Raw genomic sequence first — 18,590 nt, 5'->3', positions numbered from 1 at the left:
GATGGGGTAGGGGCCGGGGTCGCTCTCCTCGGCCACGGTGAAGCTGACCGCGACCCGCTTCTGGCTCCCCGGGACGGTGGTGTAGGGGATGCCGATGGGCTGGCCCTCGTACAGGCCCGAGCCGAAGTCGGGGTGCAGGTACTTGCCCGCCCCGATGGTCCGGACGTAGGCCTCGGAGTTGGGGTCGAGGGGCAGGGTGTCTACGGGCGTGTTCCAGACGTTGTCGGCCGGGAACAGCGTGCAGTCGCCCAGGGAGGGGGGCGGGTCGTCGCTGCCCTTGCCCCCGGCCGGGGCGTGGAAACAGCCCGCGAGCAGCGCGGCCAGGAGCCAGGCGGCAGGTGCTCGAGCCATGCCCCCAGTCTAGGAAGCCACGGGCTCCCCGCCCTTGAGGCAAGGTTCATGGTCACGCCGCGCGGCCTCAGGGCTGCCAGTCCTGCGGGCGCTCGGCCAGGCCCAACCGCCAGGCCACGCCCTGCGCGCAGCGCTTGGCCGCCTGGCCGTCGCCGTAGGGGTTCTTGGCGCTCGCCATCTTCCTGCGGTCGGCCTCGTCGGCCAGGAGGCCCGTGACCATCCGGTAGACCCGCTCGGGGTCGGTGCCCGCCAGGCGCAAAATGCCCGCCTCCACCCCCTCGGGCCGCTCGGTGACGTTGCGCAGCACCACCACCGGCACCCCCAGCGCCGCGCCCTCCTCCTGCAGGCCGCCCGAGTCGGTGACGATGAGGTCGCTCTTGCCCATCAAAGCCGACATGGGGCCGTACTCGAGCGGGTCGGTGAGGCGGAAGTTGGGCACCTTCTCCAGCACCGGCCAAACCGCCTCGCGCACCACCGGGTTGAGGTGCACGGGGAAGACGAAGGTGAAGTCGGGGTGGTCGTGGGCGGCACGGGCCAGCGCGCGGGCCAGCTCGCCCAGCACCCCCCAGTTCTCGCGGCGGTGCAGCGTCACCGTGACCAGCTTGCCGCCGGGGACGCCCTCGGGGAGCTGCCCCACCTTCGCGGCGTAGAGCACCGCGTCGATGCCGGTCTGGCCGGTCACCAGCACCTGCTCGGGGTTCTTGTGCTCGGCCAGCAGGTTCTGCTTGGCGAGGGGGGTGGGGGCGAGGTCGAGGTCGGTGAGGGCGTCGGTGAGGCGGCGGTTGGCCTCCTCGGGGAAGGGCTCGGCCATGTTGAAGCTGCGCAGCCCGGCCTCCACGTGCCCCACGGGGACGCGCTCGAGGAAGGCCGCCCAGGCCACGACGAAGGTGGTGAGGGTGTCGCCGTGCACGAGCACGTAGTCGGCCTCGAGCTCGCGCAGGGCGCGGGCCGCCTGGGGCAAAATGCGCGCGGCGAGCTCGGGGAGGGTCTGGCGCTCGGTCATCACGTCGAGGTTGCGCTCGGCGGGCACGTTGAACAGCGAGATGGCCTGGAGCAACTGCTCGCGGTGCTGCCCGGTGAGCAGCACCACGGGCTCGAGGCCCGGCGTTTCCTTGAGGGCGTGGTACACCGGGGCCATCTTGGTGGCCTCGGGGCGGGTTCCGAAGGCGAGGACGACGCGCTTCATAAGCCTTGCAAGTCTATCGCACCCGGCCCTCGGGGGCGACAGGCCCCGCGAGGCTCAGCGGCGGCGCAGCTCCTCCAGCGGCACCGCGCGGGTGTGCTCGGTCTTCTCCCAGCGGCCCTGGTCGCGCACCAGCCACAGGGCGCTGAAGACGGGGATGGCCCAGCTCAGCCCGAAGCCCACGGTCGCCAAAAGCGCGGGGAGGTAGCGCAGCACCAACCGGCCCGAGTGCAGCGAGGGGGCGATGGCCGTCAACAGCGCCGCGTTCGCCATGCCCAGCCACGAGGCCACCACGCCCATCTGCCCGGGCAGGCTGTACCCTTCCCCCACGGCGATGAGCACGTAGGCGAGGCCCATCCCCACGAAGTTGAGCAGCATCAGGGCGGGGGAGGCCAGGTAGAGCAGCAGGTCGAGGTGCTGCCAGCGGCGGGTGCGCAGCCAGGCCCGCAGCAGCCGCGGCCCGTAGCGCCCCAGCACCCAGAAGTGCCCCTGCATCCAGCGGGTGCGCTGGCGCACCGAGCTCCGCAGGGTCAGGGGCTTCTCGTCGTAGACGACGGCCCAGTCGTTCCAGTGGACCCGCCCGCCCCCCAGCACCAGCATCGCGGTGTACTCGAGGTCCTCCGTCAGGCTCTGCGGCTGCCAGCCGGTGCGGCGCAGGGTGCGGCTGCGGATGACGCAGCCCGTCCCGCCCAGGGTCCCGGAGAGGCCCAGGTGCTGGCGGGCGAGCTGCCAGAAGCGGTTGGAGTGCCAGTAGGCCAGGGCGATGGCGCGGGTGACCCAACTGTCGTCGGGGTTCTTGGTGTCGAGGTAGCCCTGCACCGCCTCGGCCTCGGGGTGGGCCTCGAGGTAGTCGTTCATGCGCTCGAGGAACTCCGGGTGGGCCAGGTTGTCGGCGTCGAGCATCGCCACCGCGTCGTAGCGCTCGAGCCCGATCTGGCCCAGCGCCCAGCGCAGGGTCCAGCCCTTGCCGCGGCGCTGGGGGTCGTGGCGCTCGAGCACCGTCGCCCCGTGCGCCCGGGCGACGGCGGCGGTGGCGTCGGTGCAGTTGTCGGCGCACACCAACACGTCGAACTCGCCCTCGTAGGTCTGGGCCTGGAGGCTGTGGAGCAGGGGCCCGATCACCTGCGCCTCGTCGTGGGCGGGGATCAACACCGCGAAGCGCCGCAGGGCGCGGGCCCGCGGCAGCGGCCGGGGCCCCTGGAAGCCGCGCAGGCCCAGGAGGAACTGGTACAGCGACGCCAGCAGCAAAACGGTGCCCAGGCCGGCCAATCCGAGTTGAATTATCCACCAAATGGTTGAGTTCAATCCGTCATCAGTATGGCAACGGCGGCCCCCGCGGGGGCCGCCGGAAGGCACAATTCGGCGCGGGTTTCAGGGGGCGGGGAGCTGGCCCTCGAGCTGCCGCTCCTCCCGCCACACCGCCCGCAGCTTGCGCCAGACGGTATACGCCAGCAGCGCCGTGGTCCCGATGGCCGAGGCCACCACCACCTGCGGGGGCACGCTCGGCTGCACGGTCATGGCGATGATGTTGAAGATGAGCGTCAGGACCCATAGGGTCACCGTGGTGCGCCGCTGCGAGAGCCCGCGGGCGAGCAGGATGTGGTGGATGTGGTCCTTGCCCGGGGTGGACATGGGGTTCTGCCGCTGGAGCAGCCGCCGCACGATCACCCGCGCGGTGTCGAAGATGGGCAGCAGCAGGAACAGCGCGGTGGGCACCAGCGAGAACACCGTGGTCACCTTCAGGCTGCCCAGCAGCGCCGTAGCGGCCAGCACGTAGCCGAAGAAGTACGCCCCGGCGTCGCCCATGATGATCTTGGAGGGGTGGAAGTTGTGCCGCAAGAACCCCAGCCCCGCCCCGCTCATGGCGGCGAGCACCAGCGTCGCGGCGGCCCAGCGCGGGTCCTGGGCCGAGACCGCCAGCAGGCTCATGGCGGTGATGTAGCTGATGCCCCCCGCCAGCCCGTCCACCCCGTCCATCAGGTTGATGGCGTTGGTGATGCCCATGACCCATACCACCGTCAGGAAGGTGCCCAGCAGGGGGTCGAGCGCGGTGCCGAAGGCCGTGTCGAAGCGGATGCCCACCGCCACCAGCAGCAAGGCCGCCAGGAACTGCACCGCCAGCCGGAAGAGCGGCGGCAGGCTGAACTGGTCGTCGATGAAGCCCACCAGCACCAGGATCGAGCCTCCCAGCAAGATGGCGAGCACCTGGATCTGCACCTGCTGGATGAGGATGGGGTTGAGCGCGGTAGCCACGATCATCGCCGCGATGACCCCGGCGTAGATCGCCAGCCCCCCGGCGTTGGGCAGAGGCTCCTTGTTGAGCCGGCGCGCGTTGGGCTGGTCGGCCCAGCCCACCTTCAGCGCGAAGCGCCGCACGCTGGGGATGAAGCGCCAGGTGATGACCCAGGCCACCACGAAGGTGAACACCACCGTCAGCCAGCCGGCGCCCGCGGGGTTGGCGATGCCTAAGGACTCGAGAAAATCGCTCATGGCTCGACCCATAGCTTATCGCCGATAGCCCATGGCCGATAGCCGAGCGCCCGGTTGCCTGGGGCTCACGGCTTACGGTGAAAAGCCTTTCCCTACGGGCCGCGGGCTACCGGCTACAGGCCATCGGCGTCACTTCGTGCCGTAGATCCGGTCCCCCGCGTCCCCCAGGCCCGGCACGATGTAGCCGTGGTCGTTGAGGTACTCGTCCACGGCGGCGACCACGATGTCCACGTCGGGGTGGGCTTTGCGCACCCGCTCGACCCCCTCGGGCGCGGCGATGATGCTCATGAGCTTGATCTGGCTGGCCCCCCGCTGCTTGAGCACGTCGATGGCGTGGACCGCGCTGCCCGCCGTCGCCAGCATGGGGTCGGTGAGGAAGACCCGGCGGCCCCCGATGTCCTCGGGGAGCTTGGCGTAGTACTCGACGGGGTTGAGCGTCTGGGGGTCGCGGTAGAGGCCGATGTGCCCCACCCGCGCCGCCGGGACGAGCTTCAAGATGCCGTCCACCATGATCAGCCCGGCCCGCAGGATGGCGACGAGGGCCAACTTCTTGCCCGAGAGCACGTGCGCGGTCATGGAGGTGAGCGGGGTTTCGATGGTGACGGGGTCGAGCTCGAGGTCGCGCATCGCTTCGTAGGCCATGAGCATCGAAACTTCCTCCATCAGCTCGCGGAAGTCCTTGCTCCCGGTGTTCTTGTCGCGCAGGATCGCCAGTTTGTGCTGGACCAGGGGGTGATCGACGACGGTCAGCTTCATCGGGCAAATCGTAACACCGAGGGTGAGGGAGGGTCGATAGCTGGACGCGAGACGCAAGACGCAAGACGCAAGACGCATGTCGTACGTCCTACGTCGTACGCAATACGCCGAACGTCAAACGCGGGACGCCTTAGCCCTCGGCCCTCGGTCCTTGACCCTTGGCCCCTGACTCCTCCCCTAAAGCTCCGGGAACTCCTGGTAGAAGCGCAGGGCCTTGGGCATCTTCTCGGTGACGGCGGATTCGAAGCCTTGGGGTTCGTTGGCGCGGAACCAGTGCATGTCGTGGAGGTAGGTCAGGGGGACCCAGAAGCGCAGGCGGGGCCAGAGGGTGGGGGCGTCGGGGTAGCCGCGGACGATCGAGCGCAGGGCAAAGAGGGCTTGGGGCTCGCCCAGGAGGTCGAGGGTGCCGGTCTTGAGGATGGCGAGGTCGCGGGCGGGGTCGTCGGGGCAGGCGCGCACCCAGTCCACCAGGAAAGCGGCGGGGACGCCGGCGTCTGCTCCGGGGTCGCGCAGGAGGACGTTGCCGGCGTGGGGGTCGCGGTGGCAGAAGGCCTGGGGGGTGCCCGCGACCTCCTCGACGTGCCCCCGCAGCCAGCCCACCAGGCGCTGGGCGTCCTCGAGGTCGTGCAACGTACCCCCGAACTGCTCGAGCCGTGCCTCCAGCCGCTGCTGGCTGACCACGCCCATCTCGGGGATCTGGTGCAATTGGCGGAAGAAGTCGCGCAGGCTCTCCAGCGCCTCGGGGGTGAAGCGCTCGGGGGCGAAGTTCTGGCCGGGGAAGCGGCGGGTGACTAAGACGCCGTTGCCCTCGAGCTCGAAGGCCTCCACCACCCACGCCCCCAGGCCCGCCTTGCTCATGTTGGCGGCCTCGAGGTGCGCCGCGAAGGGGCCCGCGGGCTGGTTGGGCCAGCTCGGCGTGGGGCCGTAGACCTTGCACACCAGCCCGTCGGTGCCGAAGGTGCGGGCCTCGCTCCCCTGGGTCAGGGGCCGCAGCGGGTGGCCGAAGCGTTGCTCGAGCTGGTGCAGCAGGTCGGTCACAGCGGCCCTCACCATACCAAACCTCGCCCCGCGCCCGGGGCGGGCGGCTAAACTCGGGGCATGAGCCGGAAGATCGTTTACAACGGGGTGGAGTATTCCAGCCCCGAGGAGATGCCCCCCGAGGCGCAGCAGGCCTACCGCCGGATGATGGACCTGCTGGGGGACGCCGGCGGCGCCGGCACGCCGGACCTGCTCGAGGGCGTCCTCGAGGGCGCACATCCGGTCGGGATCCGGTCGGTCGAGCGCAGCTACGTGATCAACGGCCAGCGTTACGACAGCCTCGAGGCCGTGCCGCCCGAGCGGCGCGCGCAGCTCGAGGACGCCCTGGCAGAGGCCGAGCGTGCGCTCGGGGAGGAGGCGGCCGCTCCGCTCCACGGCTTCATGGCCCAGGGCCAGGCCCCCGGCGCGGCGCCGTCCGGCCCCGGCTTCCTCGAGCAGGCCTGGCGGGTGCTGCGGGTGCTGCTGGCGCTGGCGGCCCTGGGCTGGCTGCTCAGCCGCATCGCGGCCAACCTGGGCTGACGCCCGCGCCCTCCCCGGCGGGGCCACATGTTCAACCCGCCGCGCGTGGCGGTATCCTGAAGGGTATATGCTGGAGAAACTCAACCAACTCGAAGACGAATATCGGGACCTCGAGGCCAGCCTGGCCGACCCGGCTGTGCTCTCGGAGCAGTCCCGATATCAGCGCCTGTCGCGGCGCTACGCCGAGATGGGCTCACTGATCGGGCTCATCCGCCGCTACAAGAAAGCCCTCGAGGACCTCGAGGGTGCCCGGAGCCTGATGTTCGACCCCGAAATGGGCGAGGTCGCCAAGGCCGAGGTGGTCGAGCTCGAGGCCCGCATCCCGGCGATGGAGCAGGAGCTGGAGGTCATGCTCCTGCCCAAAGACCCCGCCGACGACAAGAACGCCATCATCGAGATCCGCGCGGGCACGGGCGGGGAAGAGGCCGCGCTCTTCGCCCGCGACCTCTACGAGATGCTGCTGCGCTACGCCCAGAAGCTGGGCTTCCAGACCGAGACCCTCGACACCCAGCTCACCGACCTCGGCGGCCTCTCCAAGGTCTCCTTCGAGGTCAACGGCCCCGGCGCCTACGGCGTGTTCAAGTACGAGTCGGGCGTCCACCGCGTGCAGCGGGTGCCGGCCACCGAGACCCAGGGCCGCATCCACACCTCCACCGCCACCGTGGCCGTGCTGGCCGAGGCCGAGGAGGTGGACGTGAAGATCGACCCCGCCGACCTCGAGATCACCGTCTCGCGCGCCAGCGGCCCCGGCGGGCAGGGCGTCAACACCACCGACAGCGCGGTGCAGGTGCTGCACAAGCCCACCGGCATGATCGTGAGCTGCATGGAGTCGCGCAGCCAGATCAAGAACCGCGAGAAGGCGCTCACCATCCTGCGCTCGAGGCTTTTGGAGATCAAGCGCGCCGAGGAGGCCGCCAAATTGCGGGAGAACCGCCTGGCGCAGATCGGCACCGGCGAGCGCAGCGAGAAGATCCGCACCTACAACTTCCCCCAGTCCCGCGTCACCGACCACCGCCTGGAGGGCGAGGACAAGAACCACGACCTCCACACCGTCATCGGCGGCGACCTCTCCGGGTTGCACGCAGCGTTGCGCAAGGCCGACCAGGAACGCCAGCTCGAGGCCCTGACCGAACGGGTCTAGAAAGGGGTGGCGCGATGACGGTGAACACCTGGTTCACCCCTTCCGGCCTTTCGCGAGGGGCGCGATGAGCGCCGGGCTGCGGCGCGAGTTGCTGGTGGCGGCGGCGATTCTCATGGACAAACAGGGGCGGGTGCTGCTCGTCGCCAACGACTGGAGCCGCCGGGGCCACGTGCGCTACACCCTGCCCGGCGGCGCCGTGGAAGCGGGGGAGAGCCTCCCGGACGCCGTGGCGCGCGAGGTGCGGGAGGAGACCGGCCTGCGGGTGAAGAGCATCGAGCACCTGGCCTACGCCGTGCAGATCGAGGACGCCCGCAAGGCCGAGCGCACCATCGCCATGGCCTTCCGGGCCAACTACGACGGCTTGCTCAACCCCCGCGACCCCGACGGCCACATCGTCGAGGCCCGCTTCTTCAGCCTCGAGGAGGTGGCGCAGAAGCTCGAGGAACACCGCCCCTTGCGCGAGCCGCTGCTCGACTACCTGCGCGGGGAGCGCGGCCGCTTCTACGTGTACCCGAGCTGGGGCGGGGAGGGGCGGAAGATCTGAACGCTGATGGCGGATAGCCCATAGCCGGGGGCGGGTCGTACGTGCTGCGTCGTACGTCCTACGCCGTACGCAAAACGCAAGACGCGAGACGCCTTGTTCCCCCCTTAGCAAGGGGGGTTAGGGGGGATAAACCCTCCCCGCGCGGGGAGGGACCGGCCAGCGACGCCGAGGCCTTCGTGCAGGCATCAAACCTTCCCCGCGCGCGGGGAGGGACGGGGAGGGGTCTACCATGAGCCACACGCCACAGGCCACAAGCTGACGGCTGACGGCTGATAGCTGACGGCTTAGCGCTTCCCGCTCCTCACTCCCCGAACCACTCGACAACCTTCTGCCTTGCCTGCTCCTTCACCGCTGGGTTGATGTAGGTGGCGACGGTGCCTACGGCGAATGCCAGCACCGTTAAGTCGTCGGTGTACCCTACCCCCACCAGCAAGTCGGAGATGGCATCGACCGGAAGGATGAAGTAGGCCAGCGCGCCGAGGATGGTCCGTTTGGCCCAGGCCGGGGTTTCAGGGCGCTTGTAGGCGTAGTAAAGCCACAGCGCCTTCTCCACCACCTCGCGGCCGGCCCGGCGGGCGAAGCGGTTGACCTTGCGCCAGAACGAGCGCTCGTTGAGGCGCTCGGTGGCCTCGAGGTTGGGGGGAGAATAGAGCTGGATTTCTTCAGCCATTCTTGGATCCTCCACGTGCGACGGTAGGTCGTGAAAATCATCGTAGCAGGCAGAGGGGCTTCCGCTGTGACCTCCTCCCTTGCGCGGCGGGGCGAGGAGGGCTGGGGATCGTGCTCAGGGCCGCTCTCCGTGGGCTGGACTGTGACTCAGCACCCAAGGAGGGTGAGGGAAATTTAAATATTCTTTCACCACGCAGTTCCCCAAGCACTGCGTTCTCAACTTGGAGGAGCCTATGCGACTAAAGCTTTTGGCCGCAGTGTTCGCTCTTGTCGGGCTGCCAGTGGCACTGGCCCAGCCCCGCACCCTCGTGATCGCGCAGGGTACCGACCCCACCACCCTCGACGCGCCGCTGGCTACCGATTCCCCCTCGGCCACCGTGGTGACCCACGTCGCCGAGACGCTGTTCGAGTACGAGCCGGACGGCCGCATCACCCCCAAGCTGGTCGAGCGCTACAGCTTCAGCCCGGACCGCAAGGTGCTCACCCTCACCCTGCGGCGGGGGGTCAAGTTCCACGACGGCACCGACCTCAACGCTGAGGCGGTGAAGTTCAACCTCGAGCGCCTCATGGCGCCCGAGACCGCCTCGGCCTTCGCCTTCCTGCTGCGGGGCCGGGTGAGCGCGATCGAGACCCCCGACCCGCTCACCGTGCGCCTGCGGATGCCTGAGCCCTTCGGCCCGGTGCTCGCCCACCTCACCCACAGCAGCACCGCCATCCAAAGCCCCGCCGCGATCCGCCGCCTGGGCGCCCAGTACCGCGACAACCCTGTGGGCACCGGCCCCTACAAGTTCGACCGCTGGCAGAAGGGCCAGTTCGTAGAACTCGTGCGCAACGACGGCTACTGGGGCAATAAGGCCTCCATCGAGCGGGTGCGTTTCCTGGCCGTGCCTGAGGGCACCACCCGCATGGCTCTCGTGGAGACCGGCCAGGCCCACGTGGCGGTGCGGGTGCCCCCGCAGGACGTCGCCCGGCTCAACGCTAACCCGGCCATCGACGTAGTGCGCACCCCCAGCGTGCGGACCATCTTCCTCTACTTCAACACCACCAAGAAGCCTTTCGACGACCCCCGGGTGCGCAAGGCCCTGAACCACGCCATCAACAAGGAAGAGATCGTCAACTTCGTGCTCGGAGGGTTCGGACGCGCCTCCGACGCACCCATCAGCCCCGGCATCTTCGGCTACCAGAAGACCGGCAACTACCCCTACAACCCCAGCTTGGCTCGCCAGCTCCTCGCCCAGGCCGGCTACAACGCCCAGAACCCGCTGCGCTTCACCCTGCACAGCCCCAACGGGCGCTACCTGCAGGACATCCGCGTGGCCGAGGCCATCCAGAGCCAGCTCCGCGCGGTAGGGGTGCAGGTCCAGATCGAAACCCTCGAGTGGGGCGCCTACCTGGCCAAGACCAACCAGCCGCAGGCCCAGAACGAGATCCAGGTAGCCATGCTGGGCTGGGGTACCGTGACCGGCGACGCCGACTACGGGCTCTACGCCCTCTTCCACAGCTCGCAGCACGCCCCCAACGGCTTCAACCGGGGTTTCTACCGTAATCCGCAGCTCGACCGCATCCTCGATCAGGCCAGGGTTGCCGCCGACCCCCAGGCCCGCCAGCGGCTCTACCGGTCGGCCATGCAGATCGTCTACAACGACGCCCCTTGGATCTTCCTGCATTCGGAGTCGCAGGTCACGGCCGTTCGCAAGGAGGTGCAGGGCCTGGTGGTCCACCCCACCGAGCGCATCATCGCCTACGCGGCCTCCTTGGGGGCCAGGGCCGAGCGCTAGGCCGTCCCGGGGGTGGGATAGTGCCCACCCCCGATTTTCTTTATGGCTGTATACGTCGTACGTCGTCTCCTGATCGTCCTCCCCACCCTGCTGGGGGTGCTGCTGGTGGTGTTCCTCATGGTGCGGCTGGCCCCCGGCGACCCGGCCCAGCTGCTGGCGGGCGAGTTCGCCACCCCCGAGACTTTGGCCGCCATCCGCGAGCGCTTCGGGTTGGATGAGCCTTTGCCCACCCAGCTCGGGCTCTACCTGGTCAACCTGGTCCAGGGCGATCTGGGGCAGTCCACCCGCACCCGCAGCCCGGTCACCCACGAACTCGCCACCTACTTCCCCAACACCGTGGTCCTGACCCTGGGGGCGATGGCGGTGGCCCTTCTCATCGGCATCCCCGCGGGCATCATCGCGGCCATTCGTCCCGGCACGGTCCTCGACCTCCTGGCGATGCTGGGAGCTTTGATCGGGGTTTCGATGCCGGTGTTCTGGTTCGGGCTCATGGCGATCCTGATCTTCTCGGTGGAGCTGGGCTGGTTCCCGGTGGCCGGGACCGGTTCTCTGGCCCACCTGGTCTTGCCCTCGCTCACCCTGGGGACCGGGACGGCGGCCATCCTGGCCCGCATGACCCGCAGCGCGATGCTCGAGGTGCTCTCGCAGGACTACATCCGCACCGCGCGCGCCAAGGGGCTCGCCGGGCAGGTGGTGGTCTTCAAGCACGCCCTGCGCAACGCCATGATCCCGGTGGTGACGATCGCCGGCTTGCAATTCGGCGGCCTGCTGGAGGGGGCGGTGATCACCGAGACGGTTTTCGCCTGGCCGGGCATCGGCCAGCTCCTGGTGGGCTCGATCCTGGCCCGCGATTACCCGGTGGTGCAGGGGGCGGTGCTGCTCATCGCCTTGGTCTTCATCCTCATCAACCTTGTCGTGGACTTGTTGTACGGAGCCTTCGACCCGAGGATTCGCTATGACTGACGCCCAGCCCAGTGCCCGCCCCAAACGTGAGGTCCCCCGCTGGCGGCGGCGGTTGTTCAGGAGTTGGCTGGCCCGGGTGGGCTTTCTCTTCATCGGCTTCTTCGTTTTCGTGGCGGCCTTCGCCCCCTTCATCGCCCCTTACAGCCCGGTGGAGCAGAGCCTACGGGCCACCTACGTCCCCCCGCTGGCCGGCCTCAGCCTGCGCGGCCCGGAGGGGCGGTTGGGCATCTGGGTCAGCCCGGTGGCCCGCACCCCACTGGGCGAGCTGCAGGTCGATACCAGCCAGCAGTACCCGGTGCGCTTCTTCGTACGGGGTGAGCCGTGGGTCTGGTGGGGCGGACTGCTGAGAAGCGACCTCCACCTCTTCGGGGTGGACGGGCCGGAGAAGGTCTACCTGCTGGGAGCCGACGAGCAGGGCCGCGACGTGCTCTCGAGGCTGGCTTACGGGGCCTGGATCTCCTTGTCCATCGGGCTCATCGCGGTGGGGATCGGGATGGCGGTGGGGGTGCCGCTGGGGGCCGTCTCGGGGTATTACGGCGGGCGGCTGGACCTGGTGGTGCAGCGTGGCGTGGACATCATGCTCTCCTTCCCCGGCATTTTGCTCGCCATCGTGCTGGTGGCGACCCTAGGGACCGGCCTGACCAACGTCATGATCGCGGTAGGGATCGCCTCGATCCCCAGCTACGCCCGTCTGGTGCGGGCCGGCGTGATGTCCCTGCGGGACAGGGAGTACGTGGAGGCCGCCCGTGCCCTGGGCAACCCCGACCGCCACATCCTGCTGCGCCACGTCCTTCCCAACACGCTGGCCCCGATCATCGTGCAGTCGAGCGTGCAGATGGCGGTAGCCATCCTCTTCGCGGCTGGGCTCGGTTTTCTGGGTCTGGGGGCGAGGCCGCCCGAGCCCGAGTGGGGGCTGATGCTGGCCCGCGGGCGCGAGTACCTGGCTACCGCCCCCCACGTAGCCACTTTCCCCGGCCTGGCCATCATGTTCGTGGCTCTGGGCTTCAACCTGCTGGGCGACGCCCTGCGCGACGCGCTCGACCCCAGGACGAACAGGTGAGGGAACGGGCCGGGCGGTTGCCTTTGTCCAGGCCCTGTGTATACTCGTGGCGTAGTCTAGACCACCCTTGCAGATATCCGCGCGCCCCCATTGGCGCGGGAAGGTGGTTCTACGTGGTGAAAGGAGTGTGAGGTATGAGACGTCAATGGCTGATGGCTCTGGCCCTGAGCGCCCTCGCGAGCGCCGGGCTGGCCCAGAGGACCCTGGTATTCGGGCACGAGGGTGAGCCGGTGAACCTCGAGTCCGGCAACATTACCGACGGGGTTTCGATTTACGCCCAGCGCCAGATTTACGACACCCTCGTAGACTTCAAGGCCGGCTCCACCGATCCCATCCCGGCGCTGGCGACGAGCTGGTTCGCCTCCCCCGACGGCAAGAGCTGGACCTTCCGCCTGCGCCAGGGCGTCAAGTTCCACGACGGCACCGACTTCGACGCCAACGCCGTGCTCTTCAACGTCAACCGCTGGTGGGACCCCAAGGACGCCAGCCGCATCCAGGGCGGGGCCAACTACGAGATCTGGGGTGAGCTCTTCGGCGGCTACAAGGGCACCGACGGCAGCTTCCTCAAGGCCGTGCGCGTGGTGGACAAGTACACCATCCGCTTCGACTTCGGCGCCCCGCTCCCGTACTTCCCCGTGGCTATCGGCGCGGGCTACTTCGGCATCGCCTCTCCGGCCGCCATCAAGGCCCAGGGCGCCAAGTACGGCACCCCCGCGGGCGGCGCGGTCGGCACCGGCCCCTACCGCTTCCGCGAGTGGCGCGTCGGCGACCGCCTGATCCTGGAGAAGAACCCCACCTTCTGGAAGCAGGGCCTGCCCAAGACCGACGCGCTGGTGATGCGCTTCATCAAGGACCCCGCCGCCCGGCTGGCCGAGCTCAAGGCGGGCTCCATCGACCTCACCATCCAGATCCCCCCGGCCAACCTCGGCGCCATCGAGTCGGACCGCAACCTCGACCCGGTGCTGCGCCCCTCCTTCAACGTGGGCTACCTCGCCCTCAACCCCTCCTACAAGCCCCTCTCCGACGTGCGCGTGCGCCAGGCCATCGCCATGGCGATCAACAAGAAGGCCATCGTGCAGGCCTTCTGGGGCAAGCTGGGCGAGACCAACGGCCACTTCACCCCCAGCTCCTTCAAGACCTACTGGTCCTCTGAGGTCACCGACTACGAGTACAACCCCACCAAGGCCAAGCAGCTCCTGGCCCAGGCGGGCTACCCCAACGGCTTCGACCTCGAGTTCTGGTACATGCCGGTCTCCCGCCCCTACTTCCCCACGCCCAAGGAGATCGCCGAGGCCATGGGCGCCGACCTCTCGGCCATCGGGATCAAGGTCAAGTTCCAGACCAAGGACTGGGCCACCTACCTCGACGACCGCAAGAAGGCCCCCGGCTTCCAGGCCTACATGCTGGGCTGGACCGGCGACTACGGCGACCCCTCCAACTTCTTCGACCCCCACTTCGCCTCGCCCATCACCGACCTCTTCGACGCCGCGGGCAAGCAGCTCGACGTGAAGGAGCTCAACGCCCTGCTCGCCCGGGGCTCGAGCTCGTCCAACCAGGCCGAGCGCATCCGGATCTACCAGCAGGCCGACAAGATAGCCTTCGACCTGGCCCTGCGCATCCCCATCGTCCACAGCCAGCCCCTGCTCGCCAAGCGCAAGAACATCAGCGGCTGGGTGCCCTCGCCGCTGGGCAGCGAGAGCCTGGAAGACGTGGTCAAGACCAACCTCTAGCCCTCACGATCGCCGCAGGGGCGCAGCGTGCTGCGCCCCTGCTCCTTTGCGTCCTCCGCCCGGCGGGGTTCACAAATTATGCCCTGCTCGGTATTATCGGCAGACAGGTGTATACATGTGGGCTTATGTCGCTCGCCGTCTGCTGGGCTTGATCCCGGTGCTGTTCGGAATTTCGCTGCTGGTGTTCGGCTTCCTGCGCGCCATCCCCGGCGACCCGGCGGTGGTGATGCTGGGCGAGCGGGGCACGCCCGAGCAGGTCGAGGCGCTGCGCGAGAAGCTGGGGCTCAACCGGCCCATCCCCGAGCAGTACCTCATCTTCGTGGGCCAGCTCCTGCAGGGCGACCTGGGCCGCAGCACCTTCAGCCTGCTCGAGGTGCGCTCCCTGCTTATCGCCAAGTGGCCCGCCACCTTCGAGCTGGCGGTCGCGGCCATGCTGGTGGCCATAATCATCGGGGTGCCGCTGGGCATCCTGGCGGCGGTGCGTAAGAACAGCATCTGGGACAACCTGGCGACCAGCTTCGCCCTCATCGGGGTGTCGCTGCCGGTGTTCTGGCTGGGCCTGATGCTGGTCTACCTCTTCGCCGTCAACCTCCAGTGGCTGCCCTCGGGCGGGCGGCTGTCGGTCGAGGCCGACGCCTTCTTCCGCCCCATCACCGGCTTCTACGTCCTCGACTCCCTCCTCCAGCGCAACGGGGTGGCCGACGTGCTCTCGCACCTGGTCCTGCCGGCCATCACCCTGGGCACCATCCCGCTGGCCATCCTCACCCGCATCACCCGCAGCGCCATGCTCGAGGTGCTCTCGCAGGACTACGTGCGCACCGCCCGGGCCAAGGGCCAGACCGAGCGGGTGGTGATCTGGCGTCACGCGCTCAAGAACGCGCTGCTGCCCGTAGTAACCATCATCGGCCTGCAGTTCGGCACCCTGCTGGGCGGGGCCATCCTCACCGAGACCATCTTCAGCTGGCCGGGCATCGGGAGCTGGATCTACGAGGGCATCATCAACCGCGACTACCCGGTGGTGCAGGGCGGGGTGGTCTTCGTGGCCTTCGTCTTCGTGCTCATCAACCTGCTCGTTGACCTCTCCTACGCCCTGCTGGACCCGCGCATCCAATACCGATAAGGAGACCCATGGCTGCGACCGCGACCGCCCCCTCCCGCGTGGAAACCCCCACGCGCATGGCGCTCAAGCGCTTCATGAAGTCCACGTCGGGCAAGATCGGGCTGGTGATGGCCACCTTTTTGGTGCTCGTCGCCCTGCTGGCCCCGGTCTTCCGCCCCTACAACCCCGCCACCGACCGCGACTTCCTCAACATCAAGAAGCCCCCCTCGGCCGAGCGCCTCTTCGGCACCGACAACCTGGGCCGCGACGTGTTCACCCGCGTCATCCACGGCAGCCGCATCTCCTTGCAGGTGGGGCTGATCGCGGTGGGCCTGAGCCTGACCATCGGCACCCTGCTGGGCCTGATGGCGGGCTACTTCCGGGGGGGCCTCGAGGTCTTCATCGGCTGGATCACCGACATCCTGCTGGCCTTCCCCAGCACGCTGCTGGCTATCGCCATCGTGGCGGTGCTGGGCTCGAACCTCACCAACGCCATGATCGCGGTGAGCGTCACCCAGATCCCCATCTACATCCGCCTGGCCCGCAGCGTGGCGCTGAGCGTGCGCGAGCTCGAGTTCATCCAGGCGGCCACCGCGCTGGGGGCCCCCAACCGCCGCATCCTGCTGCGCCACCTGCTGCCCAACGCCCTGCCGCCGGTGATCGTGCAGGCCACCCTCTCCATCGGCACGGCCACGCTCGAGACCGCCGCGCTGGGCTTTTTGGGCCTGGGGGCCCAGCCCCCTGCGCCCGAGTGGGGCGCCATGCTCTCCGACGCCTTCCGGCAGGGGCACTGGCTCGACGCGCCGTGGATGATGGTGTTCCCCGGCTTCTTCATCCTGCTCACCGTGCTGGCTTTCAACCTGTTGGGCGACGGGCTGCGCGACGCGCTCGACCCGCGGGCGAATAAATAGGCCGGAAAGCCCACCGGGGCGCTTTTCTCATCTTCCTGGCTTAGGATGTGCCTATGAAGCGACTGCTGGCACTGCCGCTGCTGCTCCTGGGGCTCTCGGCCTGCGTTTTCGAGCCCCAGCGCCCCTATTACAACGTCACCGACGTGCAGATGTTCTTCCCCGACTCCAGCGAGCGCTGGCTGTACTTCTACGGCGACAGCATGCTGGTCGTCGGCGAGCAGCGCAGCCTGAGCCTCGAGCCCAAGCCCGAGGGCCAGAACAACGTCTGGGAGGTCAAGGAAGCGCTTTGGGTCAACAAAGAGCCCGTGCTGCGCGAGGTGTCCCCGCGCAGCAACCGCACGGTGGCCCGCACCGTGTCCACCATCCCCTCGGGAAACCTGGTGGTGCAGGCCGACCAGGAGATCAAGTCGGCGTGGTACTACGACGGCTCCCGCTGGTACCAGCTCAGCGCTTCGGTGGGCGTGAACCGGCAGGTCGTCGCCCGGCCCGAGGCCCGCACCCCCGACCTCGACGGGCTCACGGGCGCCGAGGAGCAGGTGGTGCTGCGGGAGGTCCTGGCCCGCCGGGGCAACCGCCCGGTGGTGCTCTACGAGATCACCCCGCCGCTGCCGCGGTTGCGGCTCGAGCCCGGCCCCTTCCTCTACCGCCAGGCCGGATTGGTGGTGCAGTATGGAGTACCCCAGGAGATCGTCGTGAACCCCGAACCCGCTCGAGTCGAGGTGCTGGGCCAGGGCTCGCAGAGCGGCTACAGCGACACCTCGCCGCTCGCCTACCTCGCCACCACCCCCATCAGCTACTCGCGCTTCCGCAACCTCCTGCCCGACGCCCCCAACTTCGCCTTCAACGACGCCAGCCTGGCGGCGCTGTTCATCGGCCAGAAGCCCACGGGCGGCTACTCGGTGCGCTTCGTCTCGGCGCGCCAGCAGGGCTCGACCTGGGAGATCACGGTCAGCCTGACCAGCCCCGCCCCCGGCTCCGTCGTGACCCAGGTCATCACCAGCCCCTACCTGCTGCTCCAGATCCCCGGCAAGCCCAGCAAGGTGGTCTTCCGGGACACCTCCGGGCGGGTGATCGCGGAGGGGACCGCGCTGGTGCAGTAGGGCCGGACGCCGAACGCCATAGGGCGAGCCACCGGCTCGCCCTTTCCTATGCCTGGTACGGCGCGGACCCCAACCGCCGGAGCACCTCCCCGACCAGGTACAGCGAGCCGGTCACCAGAACGGGCTCTTGGCCCCCAGCCGCCCGGCGGGCGTCCTCGAGCGCCTCCAGCGGGTCGTCGAAGAACGGCGCGCCGTGCACCGCGCCCAGCGCCGCCGCGTCCAGGGCCCCCTCGCCGGCGCGGGCGTAGCGCACCGAGCGGGCTTTGGGCAGCAGGATTTCCAGCACCTGGCGGTAGTCCTTGCGGGGGAAGCCGCCGTAGACGAGGTGGTAGGCGCCCAGCTCCTGGGCCAGGGCTCGAGCGGCGGGGGGGTTGTGCGCCCCGTCGAGGGTGAGCTCGAGGCCCCGCCACTCCACGCGCTGCAAACGCCCGGGGTGCTGCGCCCGGGCGATCCCCCGGGCGATGGTTTCCTCCGGCAGGCCCAGCAGGCGGGCGGTGGCGACGGCCAGCCGCGCGTTGGCGCGCTGGAAGGCCCCGGGCAGCGCGGGCGGGCAGGGGAGGTCGAACAGGGCGTCGCCGTCGCCGAGGACGTGGAGGGGGGCGCCCACCCCCTGCGCGACCTCCCGGACGACCCCCAGGGGAGGGCCCTCGGCCGCCGTCACCAGCGGCACCCCCGGGCGGGCCGCCCCGGCCTTGTCGCGGGCGACGGCCTCGAGCGAGCCGCCCAGCGCCTCGAGGTGGTCCTCGCCCACGTTGGTCAGCACCACGGCCTCGACGCGGGGCAGCACCCGCGTGGCGTCGAGCCGCCCGCCTACGCCGGCCTCCACCACGGCCAGCTCGACCCCCGCCTCGGCGAAGTGCCGGAAGGCGAGCGCGGTGCTGTAGTCGAAGAAGGCCACCCGCTCGGGGAAGCTCTGCCGCCGGGCCCACCCCACGAACTCCACGACCGCCTCCCGGGGGATCAGGCCCCGGTAGGTGCGGATGCGCTCACGGAAGTCCACCAGGTGGGGGCTGGTGGTGGCCCCGTAGCGCTTGCCGGCCGCCCGGAGGATGGCCTCCAGGAACGCCACCACGCTCCCCTTGCCGTTGGTCCCCACCACGTGCACGGCAGAAAACCGCCCCTCAGGGCGCCCCAACCGCTCGAGCACCGCCCGCACGCGCTCGAGCCCGCGCGGCCCCCCGGCCCGGGTCTGGCGGAAGAGCCAGGCTACGGCTTCGTCGTAGGTCACGGGCTCATTGTAGGGGTAGGGGAGAGGGGG

Annotated in this window: 17 protein-coding genes and 1 pseudogene; 10 read left to right on the top strand and 8 right to left on the bottom strand. The window is 69.3% G+C overall.

From position 1 onward, the window contains the following. The 6 genes and pseudogenes from Mterra_RS09405 to Mterra_RS09380 all read right to left on the bottom strand — a co-directional run. A pseudogene (locus tag Mterra_RS09405) lies at window positions 1-351 on the bottom strand (hypothetical protein); the annotation flags it as partial. 67 nt (window positions 352-418) lie between these two features. Continuing rightward, the gene (gene wecB / locus Mterra_RS09400; RefSeq protein ID WP_119314967.1) at window positions 419-1,537 is read right to left on the bottom strand and encodes a non-hydrolyzing UDP-N-acetylglucosamine 2-epimerase; all 1,119 of its coding nucleotides are present in this window, start codon (window positions 1,535-1,537) and stop codon (window positions 419-421) included. A 54-nt stretch (window positions 1,538-1,591) separates the two neighbouring features. Further along, on the bottom strand, window positions 1,592-2,839 hold the full coding sequence (locus tag Mterra_RS09395; RefSeq protein ID WP_119314966.1) for a glycosyltransferase family 2 protein: 1,248 nt from the start codon (window positions 2,837-2,839) through the stop codon (window positions 1,592-1,594). A 66-nt stretch (window positions 2,840-2,905) separates the two neighbouring features. Further along, window positions 2,906-4,024, bottom strand: coding sequence for an MraY family glycosyltransferase (locus tag Mterra_RS09390; protein ID WP_119314965.1), 1,119 nt, complete (start codon window positions 4,022-4,024; stop codon window positions 2,906-2,908). A 129-nt stretch (window positions 4,025-4,153) separates the two neighbouring features. Beyond that, on the bottom strand, window positions 4,154-4,780 hold the full coding sequence (upp, locus tag Mterra_RS09385) for a uracil phosphoribosyltransferase (RefSeq protein ID WP_027894261.1): 627 nt from the start codon (window positions 4,778-4,780) through the stop codon (window positions 4,154-4,156). Window positions 4,781-4,957: 177 nt separating this feature from the next. Further along, on the bottom strand, window positions 4,958-5,833 hold the full coding sequence (locus Mterra_RS09380; RefSeq protein ID WP_119314964.1) for a phosphotransferase family protein: 876 nt from the start codon (window positions 5,831-5,833) through the stop codon (window positions 4,958-4,960). Window positions 5,834-5,878: 45 nt separating this feature from the next. Between Mterra_RS09380 and Mterra_RS09375 the strand changes: the two genes are divergently transcribed. The 3 genes from Mterra_RS09375 to Mterra_RS09365 all read left to right on the top strand — a co-directional run bounded on the left by Mterra_RS09375 (window position 5,879) and on the right by Mterra_RS09365 (window position 8,022). Next, window positions 5,879-6,337, top strand: a complete 459-nt coding sequence (locus Mterra_RS09375) for a hypothetical protein (protein WP_119314963.1) — start codon at window positions 5,879-5,881, stop codon at window positions 6,335-6,337. A 67-nt stretch (window positions 6,338-6,404) separates the two neighbouring features. Then, window positions 6,405-7,478: a peptide chain release factor 1 gene (gene prfA / locus Mterra_RS09370; RefSeq protein ID WP_119314962.1), complete on the top strand. Its 1,074-nt coding sequence runs from the start codon at window positions 6,405-6,407 to the stop codon at window positions 7,476-7,478. A gap of 76 nt (window positions 7,479-7,554) precedes the next feature. Next, the gene (locus tag Mterra_RS09365; protein WP_119314970.1) at window positions 7,555-8,022 is read left to right on the top strand and encodes an NUDIX hydrolase; all 468 of its coding nucleotides are present in this window, start codon (window positions 7,555-7,557) and stop codon (window positions 8,020-8,022) included. A gap of 301 nt (window positions 8,023-8,323) precedes the next feature. Here Mterra_RS09365 and Mterra_RS09360 read toward each other — a convergent pair whose 3' ends face one another. Continuing rightward, on the bottom strand, window positions 8,324-8,692 hold the full coding sequence (locus Mterra_RS09360; RefSeq protein WP_119314961.1) for a YkvA family protein: 369 nt from the start codon (window positions 8,690-8,692) through the stop codon (window positions 8,324-8,326). A gap of 232 nt (window positions 8,693-8,924) precedes the next feature. Here Mterra_RS09360 and Mterra_RS09355 point away from each other — a divergent pair, with 232 nt between their 5' ends. The 7 genes from Mterra_RS09355 to Mterra_RS09325 all read left to right on the top strand — a co-directional run bounded on the left by Mterra_RS09355 (window position 8,925) and on the right by Mterra_RS09325 (window position 17,332). After that, window positions 8,925-10,469: a glutathione ABC transporter substrate-binding protein gene (locus Mterra_RS09355; RefSeq protein ID WP_119314960.1), complete on the top strand. Its 1,545-nt coding sequence runs from the start codon at window positions 8,925-8,927 to the stop codon at window positions 10,467-10,469. Between the two features lie 42 nt (window positions 10,470-10,511). Then, window positions 10,512-11,432 (top strand): ABC transporter permease, encoded by a 921-nt coding sequence (locus tag Mterra_RS09350; protein WP_119314959.1) that lies wholly within the window; start codon window positions 10,512-10,514, stop codon window positions 11,430-11,432. Then, window positions 11,425-12,492, top strand: coding sequence for an ABC transporter permease (locus tag Mterra_RS09345; protein WP_119314958.1), 1,068 nt, complete (start codon window positions 11,425-11,427; stop codon window positions 12,490-12,492). The genes Mterra_RS09350 and Mterra_RS09345 overlap by 8 nt, the downstream gene beginning before the upstream one ends. Before the next feature lie 134 nt (window positions 12,493-12,626). Next, a complete protein-coding gene (locus tag Mterra_RS09340; RefSeq protein WP_119314957.1) occupies window positions 12,627-14,222 on the top strand; it encodes an ABC transporter substrate-binding protein in 1,596 nt (531 codons plus the stop codon). A 115-nt stretch (window positions 14,223-14,337) separates the two neighbouring features. After that, on the top strand, window positions 14,338-15,342 hold the full coding sequence (locus Mterra_RS09335; protein WP_119314956.1) for an ABC transporter permease: 1,005 nt from the start codon (window positions 14,338-14,340) through the stop codon (window positions 15,340-15,342). 8 nt (window positions 15,343-15,350) lie between these two features. After that, the gene (locus Mterra_RS09330; RefSeq protein ID WP_176582519.1) at window positions 15,351-16,232 is read left to right on the top strand and encodes an ABC transporter permease; all 882 of its coding nucleotides are present in this window, start codon (window positions 15,351-15,353) and stop codon (window positions 16,230-16,232) included. A 53-nt stretch (window positions 16,233-16,285) separates the two neighbouring features. Then, window positions 16,286-17,332: a protease complex subunit PrcB family protein gene (locus tag Mterra_RS09325; RefSeq protein ID WP_119314955.1), complete on the top strand. Its 1,047-nt coding sequence runs from the start codon at window positions 16,286-16,288 to the stop codon at window positions 17,330-17,332. A gap of 46 nt (window positions 17,333-17,378) precedes the next feature. On the opposite strand, the gene Mterra_RS09320 is transcribed toward Mterra_RS09325, so the two are convergent. Further along, a complete protein-coding gene (locus Mterra_RS09320; protein WP_119314968.1) occupies window positions 17,379-18,560 on the bottom strand; it encodes a bifunctional folylpolyglutamate synthase/dihydrofolate synthase in 1,182 nt (393 codons plus the stop codon). Window positions 18,561-18,590: the final 30 nt, after the last annotated feature.

It is taken from the genome of Calidithermus terrae (assembly GCF_003574345.1).
Lineage (GTDB): Bacteria > Deinococcota > Deinococci > Deinococcales > Thermaceae > Calidithermus > Calidithermus chliarophilus.
The sequence above is the reverse complement of the archived record's forward strand: the minus strand, read 5'-3'. Positions and strand labels throughout refer to the sequence as shown.